The organism is Dehalococcoidia bacterium (assembly GCA_030648205.1).
Lineage (GTDB): Bacteria > Chloroflexota > Dehalococcoidia > JAUSIH01 > JAUSIH01 > JAUSIH01.
The window spans coordinates 1-16,709 of the sequence record JAUSIH010000069.1 but is presented as its reverse complement, the minus strand read 5'-3'; the positions used below and the strand labels follow the sequence as shown (position 1 = coordinate 16,709).

General features: G+C 64.2%; 17 protein-coding genes. 9 read left to right on the top strand and 8 right to left on the bottom strand.

Translation table 11 applies throughout. The features are described from left to right. Window positions 1-13 precede the first annotated feature (13 nt). Complete coding sequence (locus Q7T26_08630; protein ID MDO8532215.1) at window positions 14-427, top strand: molybdenum cofactor guanylyltransferase; 414 nt, start codon at window positions 14-16, stop codon at window positions 425-427. Between the two features lie 139 nt (window positions 428-566). Here the strand turns inward: Q7T26_08630 and Q7T26_08625 are convergent, their stop codons facing one another. The 4 genes from Q7T26_08625 to Q7T26_08610 all read right to left on the bottom strand — a co-directional run bounded on the left by Q7T26_08625 (window position 567) and on the right by Q7T26_08610 (window position 3,452). Beyond that, window positions 567-1,010 carry a hypothetical protein gene (locus Q7T26_08625; protein ID MDO8532214.1) on the bottom strand — a complete coding sequence of 148 codons (444 nt, stop codon included), beginning with the start codon at window positions 1,008-1,010 and terminating at the stop codon, window positions 567-569. Between the two features lie 295 nt (window positions 1,011-1,305). Then, a complete protein-coding gene (locus tag Q7T26_08620; GenBank protein ID MDO8532213.1) occupies window positions 1,306-1,815 on the bottom strand; it encodes a ribonuclease H-like domain-containing protein in 510 nt (169 codons plus the stop codon). Between the two features lie 95 nt (window positions 1,816-1,910). Beyond that, the gene (locus tag Q7T26_08615; GenBank protein ID MDO8532212.1) at window positions 1,911-2,618 is read right to left on the bottom strand and encodes a hypothetical protein; all 708 of its coding nucleotides are present in this window, start codon (window positions 2,616-2,618) and stop codon (window positions 1,911-1,913) included. 30 nt (window positions 2,619-2,648) lie between these two features. After that, window positions 2,649-3,452 (bottom strand): enoyl-CoA hydratase/isomerase family protein, encoded by an 804-nt coding sequence (locus Q7T26_08610; protein MDO8532211.1) that lies wholly within the window; start codon window positions 3,450-3,452, stop codon window positions 2,649-2,651. Window positions 3,453-3,555: 103 nt separating this feature from the next. On the opposite strand from Q7T26_08610, the gene Q7T26_08605 reads away from it, so the two are divergent. From Q7T26_08605 to Q7T26_08590, 4 genes are read left to right on the top strand one after another with little or no spacing between them, the layout of a single operon-like run. Continuing rightward, entirely contained in the window at window positions 3,556-5,160 is a 1,605-nt protein-coding gene (locus Q7T26_08605; GenBank protein MDO8532210.1) for a methylmalonyl-CoA mutase family protein, read from the top strand. Further along, entirely contained in the window at window positions 5,157-5,600 is a 444-nt protein-coding gene (locus Q7T26_08600) for a cobalamin B12-binding domain-containing protein (GenBank protein MDO8532209.1), read from the top strand. The genes Q7T26_08605 and Q7T26_08600 overlap by 4 nt, the downstream gene beginning before the upstream one ends. A 23-nt stretch (window positions 5,601-5,623) precedes the next feature. Continuing rightward, the gene (locus tag Q7T26_08595; protein ID MDO8532208.1) at window positions 5,624-6,856 is read left to right on the top strand and encodes a CoA transferase; all 1,233 of its coding nucleotides are present in this window, start codon (window positions 5,624-5,626) and stop codon (window positions 6,854-6,856) included. 2 nt (window positions 6,857-6,858) lie between these two features. Next, entirely contained in the window at window positions 6,859-8,106 is a 1,248-nt protein-coding gene (locus Q7T26_08590) for a CoA transferase (GenBank protein ID MDO8532207.1), read from the top strand. Window positions 8,107-8,271: 165 nt separating this feature from the next. On the opposite strand, the gene Q7T26_08585 is transcribed toward Q7T26_08590, so the two are convergent. From Q7T26_08585 to Q7T26_08570, 4 genes are all read right to left on the bottom strand, one after another. Next, a complete protein-coding gene (locus Q7T26_08585) occupies window positions 8,272-9,726 on the bottom strand; it encodes a toll/interleukin-1 receptor domain-containing protein (GenBank protein MDO8532206.1) in 1,455 nt (484 codons plus the stop codon). Window positions 9,727-9,843: 117 nt separating this feature from the next. Continuing rightward, window positions 9,844-10,494: a CocE/NonD family hydrolase gene (locus tag Q7T26_08580; GenBank protein ID MDO8532205.1), complete on the bottom strand. Its 651-nt coding sequence runs from the start codon at window positions 10,492-10,494 to the stop codon at window positions 9,844-9,846. Window positions 10,495-10,627: 133 nt separating this feature from the next. After that, the gene (gene trmD / locus Q7T26_08575; protein MDO8532204.1) at window positions 10,628-11,419 is read right to left on the bottom strand and encodes a tRNA (guanosine(37)-N1)-methyltransferase TrmD; all 792 of its coding nucleotides are present in this window, start codon (window positions 11,417-11,419) and stop codon (window positions 10,628-10,630) included. 39 nt (window positions 11,420-11,458) lie between these two features. Further along, the gene (locus tag Q7T26_08570) at window positions 11,459-11,950 is read right to left on the bottom strand and encodes a MogA/MoaB family molybdenum cofactor biosynthesis protein (GenBank protein ID MDO8532203.1); all 492 of its coding nucleotides are present in this window, start codon (window positions 11,948-11,950) and stop codon (window positions 11,459-11,461) included. A 312-nt stretch (window positions 11,951-12,262) separates the two neighbouring features. On the opposite strand from Q7T26_08570, the gene mraZ reads away from it, so the two are divergent. The 4 genes from mraZ to ftsZ all read left to right on the top strand — a co-directional run bounded on the left by mraZ (window position 12,263) and on the right by ftsZ (window position 16,376). Next, window positions 12,263-12,697, top strand: coding sequence for a division/cell wall cluster transcriptional repressor MraZ (mraZ, locus tag Q7T26_08565; GenBank protein MDO8532202.1), 435 nt, complete (start codon window positions 12,263-12,265; stop codon window positions 12,695-12,697). 2 nt (window positions 12,698-12,699) lie between these two features. Further along, on the top strand, window positions 12,700-13,632 hold the full coding sequence (gene rsmH / locus Q7T26_08560; GenBank protein ID MDO8532201.1) for a 16S rRNA (cytosine(1402)-N(4))-methyltransferase RsmH: 933 nt from the start codon (window positions 12,700-12,702) through the stop codon (window positions 13,630-13,632). Between the two features lie 374 nt (window positions 13,633-14,006). Continuing rightward, complete coding sequence (gene ftsA, locus Q7T26_08555) at window positions 14,007-15,239, top strand: cell division protein FtsA (GenBank protein MDO8532200.1); 1,233 nt, start codon at window positions 14,007-14,009, stop codon at window positions 15,237-15,239. Window positions 15,240-15,269: 30 nt separating this feature from the next. After that, the gene (ftsZ, locus tag Q7T26_08550) at window positions 15,270-16,376 is read left to right on the top strand and encodes a cell division protein FtsZ (GenBank protein ID MDO8532199.1); all 1,107 of its coding nucleotides are present in this window, start codon (window positions 15,270-15,272) and stop codon (window positions 16,374-16,376) included. Window positions 16,377-16,709 lie beyond the last annotated feature (333 nt).

The following is a 16,709-nucleotide window of genomic DNA, read 5'->3' as shown; positions in this document are numbered from 1 at the left end:
TTGGCCACATCCCATGAAGTCCGTGACAGCCATTGTGCTCGTGGGTGGCCGCAGTACGCGGCTGGGCCGCAACAAGGCCCGGGAGATAATCGACGGGCGACCAATCATCCAGCGCGTGCTCGACGCGGTCCAGCCCCTCGCTGACGAGGTGCTGCTGGTGGCGGCGCAGGGGCAGGACACGGCATGGCCCCCGCGCGGCGGCCGCATTCGTCCTATTGTGGACGTGTACGCCGAAAGCGGGCCGCTCGTCGGCATTTACTCCGGCCTCGCTGCCGCGCACTTAAATTGCTGCGTCGCCGTCGCCTGCGACATGCCGTTTCTGAAGGCGAAGTTGTTGCAGTCGCTGGTGGAGCTTATCCCTGGCTATGACGCGGTCGTGCCACGCTTGGAAGGCCGGGCGCTGCCGCTTCACGCCGTCTACGCCTGAAGCTGCGCCGGGGTGATATGCAAAGCCCTGGAGCGGAAGAGCCAAGCGCTGCACGACGTGCTGCGGGACCTGAATGTGCGATGGGTCGAAGACCAGGAAACGCCGGAGGCACGCTCTCTCACGCTAAGCGGTTTCAACGTCAACACGCCTGGCGACCTGAGACGGGCGGTTCAACTTCTGAACGCTTCACCTCCTTTGTAGACGCATCCGGACGAGACTGACACAGTCTGCATACCAACGCCGCCAGGGCACGCAGACGGTCGCGCACCGTGGCCGGGTCAGCCAGCAGGCGCTCGTACGGCATCCCGTCCGGTTCAGGCAGCCGCAGCACGGGGCGCTCCGGCCCCAGCCACAGCTCTACCTGCTCCTGAAGGCGCTGGGAGTCCTCCGGACTTGGCGTCACCAGCATGACCGGCGCGCGCACGTCGGTCAGCAGCGCGGCTATGACCGCGGGGCGCGCTGCGGCGATGGCCAAGGCGCTCACCGTGGCCTGCCCGGAACTCGGCGCGCGCGCCAGACGCCGCGCGACATCCGGGTAGCCCAGCGCCTCGCGGACAAGGGGCAGAAGGCCGGAAAGATGCATGCGTTAACACCGAAAGGGGCCAGACGCCGTCGCCTGGCCCGTGATTACATCTATTGTAGATTGTTGAAAGCGTTTGCGCCAGACCTGAGGGCGGGGGGGGGGTAGTGTATCAAGTTGCCGTGATAGGGAATGGGACTCTACCCGTCACACCGGCGAAGGCCGGTGTCCAGAAACGTGCGTGGGAGAGACGCTCTGATGGATTCCGGCTTTCGCCGGAATGACGACGACCTAAATGATACACTACCTGGCGGGGCGCGGGGCTGCGCCGTCTGTCGCAGGGAACGGCTGGCCTTAGTTACAATCCAGCCCCGTTTGAGCGGCGGGACAGACTCAGTTTCCGCTCAAGGTGCTTCAAGTTCAACACGTCCTCTTTGTTGTAGTCGAGCAGCGTTTGCAGGGCGTTCTCGTCCTTGCGGCGAACATAGGCCCACCACAGCCTGACGGCTTGCAGACCGTCAACACCGGTCAGCTTGCGCTGTATGCCGAGAGTCTGCTCAACCGCCTTCAGCCCGCCATAGAGTCCGCTTGCCCAGCAGTCATGCATGAGGTCGTGGTGCTCGAAGTCGGCCAAGAGGTCAACCCCAAGCTTCTGGTGAATGAAACGCAGGTCAAACCGCTCGCCGTTATAGGTACAGATGGATGTGGCGCTTTTCAACACTTTGACCAGATTGGACGCGTTCACGTCTTTGCCCACGAGCTGGATGACGTCCTGGTCCCGCACATCGCCAAAGGAAATCCCGACCACCGTGATGTCAGCGTAATGGGGCGACAGGCCCGTCGTCTCAATGTCCAGGTAGGCTTTCATGTACGCGGCTCCTCTGTCCCCGAAGCCCTCTACTTCCCCTTGAACTGAGGCGGGCGCTTCTCTCTAGCGGCAAGTCACAGAGTCATAAAGCCTAATCAAATTGATTGAGCAAAGTTCCAGTCCACTAGCGTATCCAGTTGTTCACTGACGGCATCCATTTCCTTCATCGCATCTTCTAAGCATTTGTTAAAGCCTACGTACCCTAAACCCTGCAACCTGGCGGCGTTCTCAAACAGATGCGCGTCTACAGAAGACCCAGCGAGTATTCCACCTATCAGCCGCTCTTTAGTGAAGGGGCCTTCGAAAACGCCACCACCATGAGCTCTCGGGTTGCGCAGCTTTCCGACTTCTTGCTCCATGTGATTTATGCGTTTAAGCAGTTGATCTTCAACTTGTTGCCATTGTGCATTCGCAGGTCTCACAAATTGGCGGACCAGTTTTGACACGAGTTTCTTGTATCTTTCGAGCAAGCTGTTCGTCCAAAACAACCAGGCATCCATGTGATAATTGACCCATTCGCCCCGGTCGACTGATGACGTTGGGTCCGCCGCTAGCAAACGTAAGCTTAGCTTGGTTTGATGGAATGCCAATTCCACATCCAGGAAAGCTATCCATATATCAATCCACTTATCGAATTGTTTTGATAAGTGGATACCCTCGACCGCTTTGCGCGCCTTTTGCCTGTCGTGGGTTCTAGACCATTCCTCGGTAAAAACAAGTACGTAGCGTGGTGAAGCTGCCCTCAAGACAGCTAGAGCGTTGTTACGCACGGATGCCTTGAGGTTTGCGAATCCGTTTGTCACTTGGTGTGTCATTCGCTTTTGGTGGGGCCTCTACTTCCCCGTGAACCGAGGCGGGCGCTTCTCCTTGCGCGCACGCAGCGCCTCGTCGTGGTCCGCGGAAAGCCAGGAACGCGCGAACAGGTCCGCCTCAATGCTCTCCGCCTCACGCGGCGACACGCCCGTGGCGAAGTCCGTGGCCTGCTTGATGAGGCGCACGGCCAGCGGCGGCTGCGCGCCGATGCGCCGGGCGAGCGCCAGCGCCGTCTCGCGGGCCTGCCCCGGCTCCGCCAGCACGTCCACGAGGCCCATGCGGTGCGCCTCCTCCGCCGTGAAGACGTCGCCCGTCAGCATCAGCAGCAGGGCGCGCGACCGCCCTGTCAGCCGCAGCAGACGCTCGCGGCCTCCCCAGGCGGGCGTAATGCCGAGCGTCACTTGCAGGAACCCCATGCGGGCGTCCCGGCTCGCCACGCGGATGTCGCAGGCCAGCGCCACCTCGCAGCCGCCGCCGAATGCGTTCCCGTTGACCGCGCCGATGACAGGCATGGGCAGGCCGTTGAGCCGCGCCATGATGCGCTGCATGCGGCGGGACATGCCCGCGGCCAGGTCGTGCGTATTCAGCCGTTCGAAGTCCATCAAGTCGCCGCCGGAGACGAAGCTCTTGTCTCCCGCGCCCGTCAGGACGAGGGCATGGACGCTGTCGCTCGCCTCCAGGTGCGCCAGCGCGGTCTCCAACTCGTCCATGGTGGCGAGGCTGATGGCGTTGTGGACGGCAGGCCGGTTGATGGTGAGGATGGCAACGCCGGCCTGCTCCTCGTAGAGGATGTTGGCAAAAGGCCCGATCCCTCCGCTGGTCATGCGGCGGTCCTCCTGTTGGACACGGCCAAACGCCGTGCTATACTTGGGCTATCCGTCTTACGTTCGCAGCATATCATATCCCGTTGAAGCAGGGGAGCACGCGATGAGCACGACGGGCAAGCCCAAAGGCGCAACATCATCGTCCGGCATTCCGATCAAGCCCATCTACACGCCAGAGGATGTTAAAGGGCCGCACCAGGAGCGCATCGGCGAGCCGGGCAAGTACCCGTACACCCGCTCGCTGCACCCCACGCCCTACTCCCAGCGCCTCTGGACGTTCCGCCAGTACAGCGGCCTGGCCGCCGCGGAGGACACCAACCAGCGGTACAAGTTCCTGCTGTCCCAGGGCCAGACCGGCCTGAGCGTCGCCATGGACCTGCCGAGCCAGATAGGATACGACTCGGACGACCCCTTGGCCGAAGACGAGGTGGGACGCGTCGGCGTCGCCATCTCCAGCCTGAAGGACATGGAGCTTATCTTCGACGGCATCTCGCTGGCGGACGTCAGCACATCGTTCACCATCAACGGGACTGCGGCCGCGACGCTCGCCATGTACTTCGCCGTCGCGGAGAAGCAGGGCGTCCCGCTGGCGAAGGTGCGCGGCACCATTCAGAACGACATCCTGAAAGAGTACGTGGCGCGCGGCACCTGGATATTCCCGCCGGAGCCGTCCCTGCGGCTCATCGCGGACAGCATTGAGTACTGCGCCAGGCACGCGCCCAAGTTCAACTCCATCAGCATAGCGGGAGCGCACTTCCACGACGCGGGCGCATCCACCGTGCAGGAGCTCGCCTTCACGCTGGCCGACGGCATCACGTACGTTGACTGGACGCGCCGTCGCGGCATCCCCGTGGACGAGTTCGCGCCGCAGCTCAGCTTCTTCTTCTACACGCACAACGACTTCTTCGAGGAGATCGCCAAGTACCGCGCGGGCCGCCGCCTGTGGGCCAAGATCATGAAGGAGCGCTTCGGCGCGAAAGACCCGCGCTCATGGATGTTCCGCGCGGGCGTCGTCTGCGGCGGCAGCATGCTCACGGCGCAGCAGCCGCACAACAACATTGTGCGGGTGGCCTATCAGGCGATGGCCTCCGTGCTGGGCGGCGTGCAGTCCGTCTTCACCGCCGCCTGGGACGAGGCGTACACCATCCCCTCGGAGGAGACGGCCGAGCTGGCGCTGCGCACGCAGCAAGTGCTTGCGTACGAGACGGGCGTCGCGAACGTCGTTGACCCGCTGGGCGGCTCCTATTATGTCGAGTCGTTGACCGACGCCGTGGAGCGCGAGGCGGCCAAGCTCATCGAGGACATTGACGCGCGCGGCGGCATGGTCCCGTGCATCGAGAAGGGCTACATCCAGTCGCTCATCGCCCGCCGGGCGTACGAGGAGCAGCGCAAGATAGAGAGCGGCGAGAAGGTCATCGTGGGCGTGAACAAGTTCGCCAGAGAGGAAACGCCTCCAGAGATCGCCTCGTACGACGTGCCGGAAGACGCGAAGCGACGCCACCTGGAGCGTCTCAACCGTGTGCGCAAGGAGCGTGACCAGGCGAAGGCCAAGGCCGCCCTCGCCGCGCTGGAGCGGGCGGCGCGCGGCGCGGAGAACACGATGCCCTACCTGATGGACGCGGTGAAAGCCTACTGCACCATGGGAGAAATATACGGCACCCTCCGAGGCGTCTTCGGAACCTTCAAGGAGCCAGTGATGCAGCTATGACAAGAGGCAGGAATGTCATTCGGGTGCTCGTCGCGAAGGTGGGACTCGACGGGCACGACAGAGGCGCGAAGGTCGTGGCGCAGGCGCTGCGGGACGCGGGCATGGAGGTCATCTACACCGGCCTGCGCAGCACGCCGGAGCACGTCGTCCAGACCGCCCTGCAGGAGGATGTCCACATCCTGGGCCTGAGCATCCTGTCCGGCGCGCACATGGCCCTCACGCGCAAGGTGCTGGCCCAGTTGAAGGAGCAAGGTGCGGACAAGGAGATGGCCGTCGTGGTCGGCGGGACCATGCCGCCCGTGGACGTGCGGAAGCTCAAGGAGATGGGCGCAGCCGCCGTGTTCCCCATGGGCACAGCCATGTCGACCGTGACCAAAGAAATGCAGGAGCTCGGCAAGCGGATGCTGGCGGCGCGGGAAAACGCGGCTTCCCCCGCCTAGCGCACGCTTCTCTGCCGCTCTTCATGTCCAACGCATCAGACAGCACCGCCGCGTCCGGCGCTCTGTCCGGAGTCCGCATTGTCGAGCTCAGCTCCGGCGTCCCCGCAGCCCTCTGCTGCAAGATACTCGCCGGTCTCGGCGCGCAGGTCGTCAAGGTCGAGCCGCCCGGCGACGGCAGCGGCATCCGCCGCCTCGGCCCCTTCCCCGGAGACACGCCCCACCCGGAATCAGGCGTCGTGCACCTTTTCGCGGACACGTCCAAGCAGAGCGTGACGCTGGACTGGCGCGCTCCCGCCGGCGCCGACCTGCTCGTCCGGCTCCTTGAGGACGCCGACGCGCTGGTGGAGGACGTGCCGCCCGCGGAGAAAGACGCCGCGCATTCCCTCTTCGACCGCGTGGCCCGCATGGAGCAGCGGCTCGTCTGGACGGCGGTCACGCCCTTCGGCCAGACCGGCCCCTACCGCGACCTGCGCATGACCGACCTCACACTGGCCGCGCTGAGCGGGTGGCTCTTCCAGACCGGCGAGCCGGGGCAGGAGCCGCTGAAGGCGCAGGGCCATCTGGCGGAGGGGTGCGTCGCCGGGGCGACGGCGGCCATCGGCGTGCTGGCGGCGCTGTTCCGGCGCGGCATGAGCGGCGCGGGCCAGCGGCTGGACGTCTCCTGCATGGAGAGCCTCATCTCGGCGAACCGCTTCCTGGAGACCACATACGCTTATACCGGCTACATGACGAGTCGCCTGGGGAACCGCCTGCCCAACACCTATCCCTACACCATTTACCCGTGCAAGGACGGCCACGTGGCCGCCATCTGCATCACCGACGCCCAGTGGGAGAGCCTGTGCAACATGATCGGCATGCCGGAGCTTCTGGACGACCCGCGCTTCACCATCAATCGCGACCGCTTCCAGAACGCCGACGCGCTGGGCGCTCTGCTGATGCCCTGGTTCCAGCAGCGCACCGCGCAGGAGTGCTTTGAAACAGGGCAACTCTGGCGCATCCCGTTCAGCAAGGTCAACTCGATGGCTGACCTGCTGGCGATGGAGCAACTGCACAGCCGGGGCTATTTCGAGAGCGTGAGGCACCCCGTGGCGGGCGAGATGCGCTATCCCGGCCCCGCGATACGCTTCACGGCCTCGCCGTGGCGCGCGGCGTCGGCGGCGCCCACGCTGGGCCAGCACAACGAGCAGGTCTGGTGCAGGCGACTCGGCCTTTCGCGCGACGACCTGGCGCGGCTGCGTCGCCAGGGGGTGGTCTAGCCATGCCCGGGCCGCTGGAGGGCGTCCGCGTCCTGGACCTGAGCACATGGTGGGCTGGCCCGCTGGGGACGATGTTCCTCGCCGACCTGGGTGCCGAGGTCATCAAGATAGAAGCCATCCAGCGGGTGGACAGCTATCGCGGCACCTTCGCGGGACAGGTGCCCTCAGACAAGCCGTATGAGACCTCGCCCGTGTTCAACGCGGTGAACCGCAACAAGCGCGGCGTCACGCTGGACATGGCGTCGGCGAAGGGCGCGGAGGTCTTTCGCCGCCTCGTGCGCGCCAGCGACGTCGTTTGCGAGAACTACAGCGCGCGCGTCATGGAGAACCTCGGCGTCGAGTACGCCGCGCTGCGACGGCACAACCCCACGCTGGTCATGGTCTCGCTGACCGGCTTCGGGCGCAGCGGCCCGTGGCGCGACTACGTGGCCTTCGCCGCCACCGTCGAGGCGCTCTCCGGCATCCCGTCCGTGACCGGCTACGCGGGCGGCCCGCCGCTGCTGCCCGGCGCCATCATGGGCGACCCGCTGCCCGGCCTCTTCTGCGCCATCGCCGTGCTGGCCGCGCTGGAGCACCGCCGACGCACGGGACAGGGCCAGTACGTGGACATGTCGCAACTGGAGCCGACCACGTGGACGGTCGCCGACGCGCTGCTCGACTTCCAGATGAACCGCCGGACGTGGCCCCGCCAGGGCAACCGCGTCGCGGAGATGGCCCCCCACGGGGCGTACCGCTGCCTGGGCGACGACGAGTGGGTCGCTATCGCGGTGGAGGACGACGGCCAGTGGCGCCGCCTCTGCGACGTGATAGGCAGGCCGGAGCTGGCCCTTCCGCGGAAGGGCTACGCCGACCTGGCGGGCAGGCAGGCGCACGCGAAGGACGTGCGGCAGGACATCGAGGCGTGGACGCGCCAGCGGGACAAGCGCGAGGCGATGCGGCTGCTGCAGGAGGCGGGCGTGGCCGCCGGAGCGGTGCTGAACCCCCGCGACCTGCTGAGCGACCCGCAGATGCAGTCGCGCGGCTTCTTCCCCGTGGTGGACCGGGCGGAGGTGGGGCCGCGCCCCTATCCGGGGTGCCCCATCAAGCTCTCCGCGACACCCGCGGGCATCCGGTCGCCCGCCCCGCTGCTGGGAGAGCACAACGGGCTGGCGCTGAGGGAGCTGCTCGGCATGACGCGCTCGGAGATGGAGGGGCTTGCCCGCGACTGCGTCATCGGTACCGCGCCGCTGAGCACACCGCCCGCGCGGTAGCGGCGGGATGCCTGTCCCCTTCAACGAGATTTGCCTTAGGTACGGAAGACCAGTTCGCATCCGCTGTGGTGGGCCTCTGTGGACAGCGCTTGAACTTTTTCCGGCCTGACCTGGTGCTCAGGCTGAGGCAACTCTCGGGCCAAGCGCCTGTGGCGTAGTTAGACCCTACCACCAGTCGTCATCGAGAGGCTGGGAAACGTGACTGCCCAATTCCTGCCTTAATTCCCAAGTTCCATCTCCTCTCGACTTGAGAGGCCACTTCCACCACCCGCCGTGTTGCTTCCCATCTTCTAACCAGAACCGTATCTCGAGAGTGACGATATTCTCTTCAGGGTTCGAGTCAGGGTTTAGCCTTATTTCTTTCATCTGGTACTTCCCTGGTTGGTTTTCCTTCATTGGTGTGGTCCAATCCGTATCCGTGCCAACACCAAGCCACCGATACTCGACCCCACCAGGTTGCGTCTGTGCTGTTATCTGAAACGAGCAGCCCAGCTTCAATTCGCGTCCATTGAGGGCAGGACTCAGTCGGAATTCTGGGCCTCCAGCCCGGACTGTCCAAGGAGTCTGTGGCGGGGCAGCAGGCGTAGGATATCGCCTAGGAACCCATCCTGACGGAATACTGAGATCTTCACCCAGCCCAGCCGCAATTTCACGGGCAAGCGCCACAGGATCCTCAAACGAGGCCACCCGAGTCCCTTGAATATGGCCGTACAAGCCTCTCAAGTGGGAGGGATCTGAGTATAGGAACCGGCAACTGTCCCCTCTGTGGTCAACGCCTTTGCCGTGCCTGAACCCATAAAAATATCCGAACTCATGATGGGTCCACACGCTTTGTGACATGGCGTTGGGTGTTAAGAGAACCCAGACAGTGGACGCGTTTTGCAGGGCTTCTTCTATTTGTTCCTCCCACTTCCCAGTCGGAATACTAGCTGGCGTTGCAAACACCCGGATGCCGCTATTCTTGAGAAGGATAGCGATATCTTTGCACAAGTCGTCATCTAAGCTGGAGTGACTTAAGAAGACGTCCAGCCCGGTCTCACGGTGCTGGGTTTCCTGCTCGGTGAGTCTCTGTACCTCCAGGTGACCTTCTGGGGATGCCATCACATCCACGAAATCATATGGTGCGGTCCCCATCGCCTGAAACCATTTCACAAACCCAGAACTCTGCAAGAGCGCCACGGCGTTATTCACCCGTTGGGGTAATAGACCAAGTTTGTCAGTCAACTCCTTCCCGCTCACCCTGTACTCGCCCCGATGAGGGTCGTTGTCGACTTCTGCCCACCCCACCAGTGTCCGCAACACGGCCGTAGCGTCCCTCTCGATCTCAGTGGGTTGATCGTTTGCTTCAGAGCGCTGGATTGCCAAGTGGCCATTGACTGTTGGTCGAACCATGCTGAAGTCAAAGGGAGCTGTCCCCATTCCCCCTTCTGCCTCAATGAAGCCAGCTCTGTCCAGAAAAGCCACGGCTAAGTTGACGCGCTGAGGAGTCAGATCTACTTTTGTTGCCAGTTCCGGACCGTGCACGTAGTGGCTGCCCCGTTGGTCGTCATCGGCGGACGTTTCCCAACGCACCAAAACCCGCAGCACCTTTGTTGCATCTTCCTCTATCTCGGTAGCCAACGGTGCACCTCCGTAAGGTGACTTGATGAGAGTTTCATATATCGTAACTTTAGGGAACAGGTTGAGTGGATTTGGTGGACCAGCCTAGACTCGAACCAGGAAGCCAACCTCTCTCCCCTACCCCGTCGGCAGCGGGAACGCCTTGTCGAAGAACAGCGCCACGTCCCGCGCCATCTCCCACTCGTTCCCCTGCCAGAGGTGATCGGCGCCCTCCACGACGCGCACCTCCGCCGGAAGCGCGCTCTCCGCAAGCCGCTGGAGGACAGGCGCGTCCACGTACGGGTCGCCGTCGCCGGCGACGAACAGCTTGGGCGCGTGACAGCGGCCCAGCGACAGGGCATCCACGTTCGATGTCGGCAGAGAAATCGCGGCCAGCACCTTGACCCGGGGATCGCCGCTCGCCACGGTCGCCGCCACCGTGGCGCCGAACGAGTAGCCCGCCAGGCCGAGGCGCGCCGGGTCCACCTCTTCCCGTTGCTCCAGGAACGACAGCGCCGCCTTCGCGTCCTCGCGCTCGCCGATGCCGCCGTCGAAGCTGCCGCCGCTGCCGCCCACGCCGCGGAAGTTGAAGCGCAGCGTGGCGATGCCCCTGTCCAGCAGCGCGCCGCACACGGCGATGACCACGTTGTTGTTCATGTCGCCGCCGTAGAGAGGGTGCGGGTGGCAGACGACGACTCCCGGCACGGCCCGGGTGAGCCGCTCGGGAAGGCCCAGCGACCCCTCAAGGTTGAACCGTCCGCAGGGGATGGTGACTGACGTCTCGGACATGGCGCCCTCCAGTTACGATTAGCCGTATTCTAGCAGAGCGTGGAGGGAGAGCACTACGAGCGTTGAAGACCCCACTCAAGAGGCCTTTTTGCGCAAGGCTCCCCCGCGGCTTGTTAAAATACCGACTGGTTAGTCATTCCACATTGCCGACCGGAGGAGGCTGCCCCTCTCCGGCTGCGGCGCGGCTTTTCAGGAACGCGCGCTCCGCCGCAGTGAGGTCGGTCGCCGCAAGCAAGTCTGGCCGCCGTCGCAGCGTCCGCAGGAGCGACTGCCTGCGCCGCCATAGATCAATCTGCTTGTGGTCGCCGGACAGGAGCACCTCCGGCACGGACCAGCCCTGGAAGGTGGCCGGGCGCGTGTACTGGGGGTACTGGAGCAGCCCCTGGGCATGGGAGTCGTGCGGGGCGGAGTCCTCGCTGCCCAGCACGCCGGGGACCAAACGGGCGACGGCCTCCACCAGCACCATGGCGGGAAGCTCGCCGCCCGTCAGCACGTAATCGCCGATGCTGATTTCGTCCGTGACGAGGCGCTCGCGCACGCGCTCGTCCACGCCCTCGTAGTGCCCGCACACCAGCACAATCTCCTCATGCGACGCCATCTCTCGCGCTACGGCCTGAGTCAGCAGCCGCCCCTGGGGGTCGAGGAGAACGACGGGTAGAGGTCCTTCCAGGGAAGGACGCCCCTCCGCGCGTACGCTCCGCCGGATGCCCTCCACCGCCTCGAAGAGCGGCTCCGGCTTGAGCACCATGCCCGGCCCGCCGCCGAACGGCGCGTCATCCGTTACGTGATGGCGATCGTGGGTGTAGTCGCGGAGCTGGTAGAGACGAACGTCCACCAGGCCGCGCTCGCGGGCGCGCTTCAGGATGCTGACGTCCAGTGGGCCGCGAAAAGCGTCAGGGAAGAGCGTGACGATGTGAAAACGCATGGGCCTCCCGTATGGACCAGAGATGGGCCGTCCGGCTGGCTACGCCGTCGGGTGGCTGGCGGTGTCGCCCCGCAGAAGCTGGACGGCATGCGGCAGGACGGGCAGCACCACTTCCAGGCACTCGCGCACCGCCTTGGGACTGCCGGGCAGGTTCACGATGAGGCAGCGCCCGCGCGCGCCCGCCACCTGCCGGCTGATCATGGCGAAAGGGGTCTTCTTGAGCGTGTCCGCCCTCATGGCCTCGGCGAGGCCCGGCGCCTCGCGGTCCAGCACGTCGCGCGTCGCTTCCGGCGTGACGTCGCGCGGGCCGAGGCCCGTCCCGCCCGTCGTCAGGATGAGGTCCACCTGTCCGCTGTCAGCCCACTCGCGCAGCACTTCGGCGATCCGCTCCCGCTCGTCCGGGACGATGGCGTAGCGCACCTCCTGGCCCTGCATGCGGGGCAACGTCTGCCGTATGGCCTCGCCGCTGCCGTCGGCGCGGAGACCGCGGGCGCCCATGTCGCTGACGGTAAGCACTCCGATTCGTAGCATGGTTGTATCCGCCTCATCTTAGCACATCTCTTCGCCCACGACCGCCCAGGGAATTCATTGAAATTAGTCTAAGATTCATCTTGAATTTTGTTTTATTATGGAGTATACTTCCCGCATAACGAATAGCGTAGGACAACTGTTCTAAAGCGTTACATTGTAGAACATATGTATCAACAAATCGAAGAAAAGTCCAGAAAATGTCTAAGATTCCGTAGAGTAACCTATTGACACCATGCGGGCAAGGAGTATAGTGGGGCGCAGTGGTGAATTGTGGTGTGAAGTGGTGGACTCGCGGTGTCGGTCGGAGGGGCCATGTTCCTCGGCGAGTATGAGGTCCGCATAGGCGACAAGAACCGGCTTGCCATTCCGGCGCACTTCCGCACGGAATTCAAGCCCGGGCTGGTGCTCGCCCAGGGGATGGATGACACCCCCTGCCTGAACGTGTTCACACTCGCCGAGTGGGAGCGGTTCTACCAGCGCATCTGCGCCGTGCCCATCGAGAAGAGCCGGGGCAGGGATGCGCGCCGCCTTTTCTTCGCCTCTGCCTTCAGCACCGAGATAGACACGCAGGGCCGATTTGTTCTCCCGCTAGGGCTGCGCCAGTACGCTCAATTGGCCGAGAACGTGATGATCGTGGGCGCCGGCGACCACCTGGAGATATGGAACAAAGACGCTTGGGGCCCGTATCGGGAGAAGCTGGACGGTCTCCGCTGGCAGCTCACCGAGACGCTTGAGCAAAGGAGCTAGAGGTGCTCGCCTTGGATTTCGTGCACACGCCCGTGCTCGTCCGCGAGGTGACCGACGCCCTGGCCGTCCAGCCAGGGGGCCGGTACGTGGACTGCACCGTAGGCCAGGGCGGACACGCGCTGGCTATTCTGGAGGCAAGCGCCCCCGGAGGCCAGGTGCTGGGCATGGACCTGGACCCGGTAGCCCTTCAAGCCGCACAGCAACGGCTGGCCCGCTTCTCGGGGTCCTTTGAACTGGTGAATAGCAACTACGTGCATATCAAGGCCGTCTGCGCCGCGCGGAACTTTCAGCCCGTCCACGGTGTCCTGTTTGACCTGGGCCTCTCGTCCCTCCAACTCGAAAGCGAGGGCAAAGGCTTCAGCTTCCAGGAGGACGCCCCCCTGGACATGCGCTTCTCGCCGGACCAGAAGACCACCGCCGCGGACATCGTGAACGGCGCTCCGGAGGAGGAGTTGGCGCACATCCTGTGGGCCTATGGAGAGGAGCGCTTCAGCAGGCAGATCGCACGGCGCATCGTGGCGCGGCGGCCTTTTTCCACCGCCCGGCAGCTTGCCGAGGCAGTCGCGCAGGCGACGCCGCGCGGCCCGCGCCGCATTCATCCGGCCACCAGGACGTTCCAGGCCATCCGCATCGCCGTCAACCAGGAGCTCCAGAACATAGAGGAGGGCCTGCGGCAGGCGATGGATGTCCTGGGGTACGGCGGTCGCCTTGTAGTCATCAGCTATCACTCCCTGGAGGACAGGCTGGTCAAGCACTTCTTCCGCGAGGAGTCCACCGACTGCCTGTGCCCGCCCGGCACGCCGGCCTGCATATGCGGCCACAGGGCGCGGGCGCGTCTGGTGATGCGAAAGTCAGTGGTGCCCACGCCCGAGGAATTGCGGCAGAACCCGCGAAGCCGCAGCGCCCGCCTTCGCGCACTTGAGCGGACCGCTTAGAAGGCCCATGTGAAGCCATGTTAGAAGGCACTCATCCTACGATATCCCTGATACCCGGTGCGACCAGGCGGAGTCGAGGGCTTCATTGCTGGCCGTCGCCCGTCCCCCCGAGGCGTACGGCTCGGAGCGCAGCGAGGCACAATTCGTCGAACCCCCTCGCAAAGCCCTCGACCCTGTCTAGTCATCACCGGCGTCGCTCCCGATGGAGGCGTGGGCCACCCCCCACGCTTTACCGAGACCACAATACTCAGCGGACCGGAGATCCCGCACTATTCCCCCCAATAAGAGGGAGGTGGTAGCGCGGACGTCAGTTTTCCTATCCTTTGTTCGTTGGAAGACCCGGCACACAGCGATAGATATAAGGAGAGCGTCAAATGGCTAACAACACCTACGCCGCCATAGACGTGGGCACCACCAAGATCTGCACCATCGTCGCTGAAGTGGACAGCATGGGCGATGTACAGGTCCTGGGCGTGGGCAAAGCCCCGTCAGGCGGTCTGAAGAAAGGCGTCGTCGTCAACATTGACGACACCATGGAGTCTATCCGGGAGTCGCTGGACAAGGCGGAGCGCATCAGCGGCACCCCCGTCCGGTCTGCCTTCGTCGGCATCGCCGGGCAGCACATCACGTCCCTGAACAACAGGGCCACCGCCGCCATCTCGCGCGAGGACAGGCTCGTTCATCCCAAGGATGTCAAGCGCGCCCTGGAGGCGGCCTACAACGTTGACCACTCGATCCAGGCCGAGGTGCTGCACGTCATTCCCCGTGGCTACATGCTCGACGGACAGAAGGGCATCAAGGACCCCGTCGGAATGCACGGCTTCCGCCTGGATGTGGAGTGCCACATCATCCTGGGAGCCTCTTCCGCCGTCCAGAACCTGGTCAAGGCCGTCCAAGGCCTGGGCGTGTCCGTGCGCGGCCTGGTGGCGGAGCCTTTGGCCAGCGCCGAGGCAGTGCTCACCGACGACGAGAAAGACATGGGCGTCATCGTGGTGGATATCGGCAGCGGCACGACCGGCGTCGCCGTGTACAACGAGGGGACTGTCTGGCACACCGCCTGCATCCCCGTGGCCGGGACCCACTTCACCAACGACGTCGCCATTGGCCTGCGCATCAACACGTCCGCAGCGGAAGAGATGAAGGTCCGCTATGGCCGCGCCGACGCCAACGCCGTGGACAGCCAGGAGCAGATAGACGTATACGAGAACGGCGCGACCCGCCGCAGCGTCTCCCGCAAGGAGCTCTGCGAAATCCTCAAGGAGCGGGCCGTCGAAGTCTTCCGCATGGTGGATATGAACGTGCGGAAGGCGTGCCCCAACTTCAATCCCGGCGCGGGCATGGTGCTCACCGGCGGCACGGCCACAATGCCCGGACTTGATCTCATCGCAAGAGAGGCCCTGCGCATGCCCGTGCGCGTCGGCAAGCCCGTGGGCGTCGCGGGTCTCGCGGAAACCATCGACAGCCCCGCCTACTCGGCCAGCCTCGGACTTCTTCTCTGGGGCATCAACCAGAACGAGGCCGACTTCCGTCCGACCCGGGGCATCCAGATCCCCAGCGAGTTGCCCAGGAAGGTTTCAAGCGCCGTCAAGAACCTCTTCGCCTGGTAGCTAGCGACGAAAGAGAAGGAGAGTACTTTTATGGAGACCGGGACGAACGGCTCTGGTATGTCGGGGCCTCAGCCCATTGACGTGGGCGCCAAGCTCAAGGTCATCGGCGTGGGCGGCGGAGGCTGCAACGCCGTCAAGCGCATGTTCCAGGAGGACTTGAAGGGCGTCCAGCTTATCGCTGTGAACACCGACATCAAGGCCCTCTTGATGTGCAGCGTTCCCAACAAGATTCAAATCGGCGCCAAGCTCACTCGCGGCCTGGGCGCGGGTGCGGATCCCAAGGTTGGCCGGCAGGCGGCGGAGGAGAGCAAGGACGAGATCGCCGAGTCACTGCGCGGCGCCGATATGATCTTCATCGCCGCGGGCATGGGCGGCGGCACCGGCACGGGCGCGGCGCCCGCGGTGGCGGAGATCGCCAAGGAGACCGGTGCGCTGACCGTAGCCATCTGCACGCTCCCCTTCGGCTTCGAAGGCTCCAAGCGCAGGGCACAGGCCATGGAGGGCCTTAACCAGCTCCGCGACAAGGTGGACACCCTCATAGTTGTCAGCAACGACAAGCTCCTGTCCACATGCTCCAAGAAGATGACCGTGGACCTCGCCTTCAAGACGGCGGACGACGTGCTTGTCCAGGCGGTAGCCGCCATCTCGGACCTGATCAACTTGCCCGGCGAGATCAACGTGGACTTCGCCGATGTGCGCACCGTCATGGCCCACGGCGGCTCCGCCATCATGGCGATTGGGCGCGGCAGCGGAGAGTCCCGCGCCGTGGAGGCGGCCCGGTCCGCCATCCAGAACCCGCTCCTGGACCTCTCACTGGAAGGGGCCAAGGGCGTCCTGCTCAACATCACGGGCGGCGCCGACCTGACGCTGGCCGAGGTGAACGCCGCCGCGGACATCATCTCCAAGGCGGTGGACCCTGACGCCCACATCATCTTTGGTGTGGTACACAACCCCAACATGGACAAGGAAGTTACGCTCACCGTCATCGCGACAGGCGTCAACGAGATGGCGCAAGCAGTGGCCGCGCCCTCGCGCGGCGAGCCGGCGAGCCAGCTCGCGGTGGGGCTGCCGCATTCCAACCGCGAAGACGTGGATATCCCCACGTTCCTTCGCCGTTCACGGCAGCGCGTGGGCTAACCGCGCACCACAAACCCTGGACAATTGAATAGAGCAGAAGAGGCCTCTGGGCAATGGCTCTGAGGCCTCTTCTGTTTTTCCGCTCCGGTCTTGCACACCATGCCTGGGCGCTTGTCCACCCTGGACAAGAAAGACTGCTACGAAAACGCCTGTCACGACCCCTGAAGAGTTCTTAACGAATGTTTAAGAAATGGTGATTGAGTACGGTCTGGCACCAGGAGTAGGATGGTGCCATGGACCTGCAAAGCTATGAACAGCTTGTGAAGAGCGAGTCAACAGCGAAAAAGTATGTGTTGGGATTTTGCTGGAAAAACCATCAGCGGTTTTGCCCCC

Excerpts from the sequence above, each read along its gene's own strand:
- Q7T26_08630 (MDO8532215.1), top strand. The coding sequence starts at position 14 with ATGAAGTCCGTGACAGCCATTGTGCTCGTGGGTGGCCGCAGTACGCGG.
- Q7T26_08625 (MDO8532214.1), bottom strand. The coding sequence starts at position 1,010 with ATGCATCTTTCCGGCCTTCTGCCCCTTGTCCGCGAGGCGCTGGGCTAC.
- Q7T26_08620 (MDO8532213.1), bottom strand. The coding sequence starts at position 1,815 with ATGAAAGCCTACCTGGACATTGAGACGACGGGCCTGTCGCCCCATTAC.
- Q7T26_08610 (MDO8532211.1), bottom strand. The coding sequence starts at position 3,452 with ATGACCAGCGGAGGGATCGGGCCTTTTGCCAACATCCTCTACGAGGAG.
- Q7T26_08605 (MDO8532210.1), top strand. The coding sequence starts at position 3,556 with ATGAGCACGACGGGCAAGCCCAAAGGCGCAACATCATCGTCCGGCATT.
- Q7T26_08600 (MDO8532209.1), top strand. The coding sequence starts at position 5,157 with ATGACAAGAGGCAGGAATGTCATTCGGGTGCTCGTCGCGAAGGTGGGA.
- Q7T26_08595 (MDO8532208.1), top strand. The coding sequence starts at position 5,624 with ATGTCCAACGCATCAGACAGCACCGCCGCGTCCGGCGCTCTGTCCGGA.
- Q7T26_08590 (MDO8532207.1), top strand. The coding sequence starts at position 6,859 with ATGCCCGGGCCGCTGGAGGGCGTCCGCGTCCTGGACCTGAGCACATGG.
- Q7T26_08580 (MDO8532205.1), bottom strand. The coding sequence starts at position 10,494 with ATGTCCGAGACGTCAGTCACCATCCCCTGCGGACGGTTCAACCTTGAG.
- trmD (MDO8532204.1), bottom strand. The coding sequence starts at position 11,419 with ATGCGTTTTCACATCGTCACGCTCTTCCCTGACGCTTTTCGCGGCCCA.
- Q7T26_08570 (MDO8532203.1), bottom strand. The coding sequence starts at position 11,950 with ATGCTACGAATCGGAGTGCTTACCGTCAGCGACATGGGCGCCCGCGGT.
- mraZ (MDO8532202.1), top strand. The coding sequence starts at position 12,263 with ATGTTCCTCGGCGAGTATGAGGTCCGCATAGGCGACAAGAACCGGCTT.
- ftsA (MDO8532200.1), top strand. The coding sequence starts at position 14,007 with ATGGCTAACAACACCTACGCCGCCATAGACGTGGGCACCACCAAGATC.
- ftsZ (MDO8532199.1), top strand. The coding sequence starts at position 15,270 with ATGGAGACCGGGACGAACGGCTCTGGTATGTCGGGGCCTCAGCCCATT.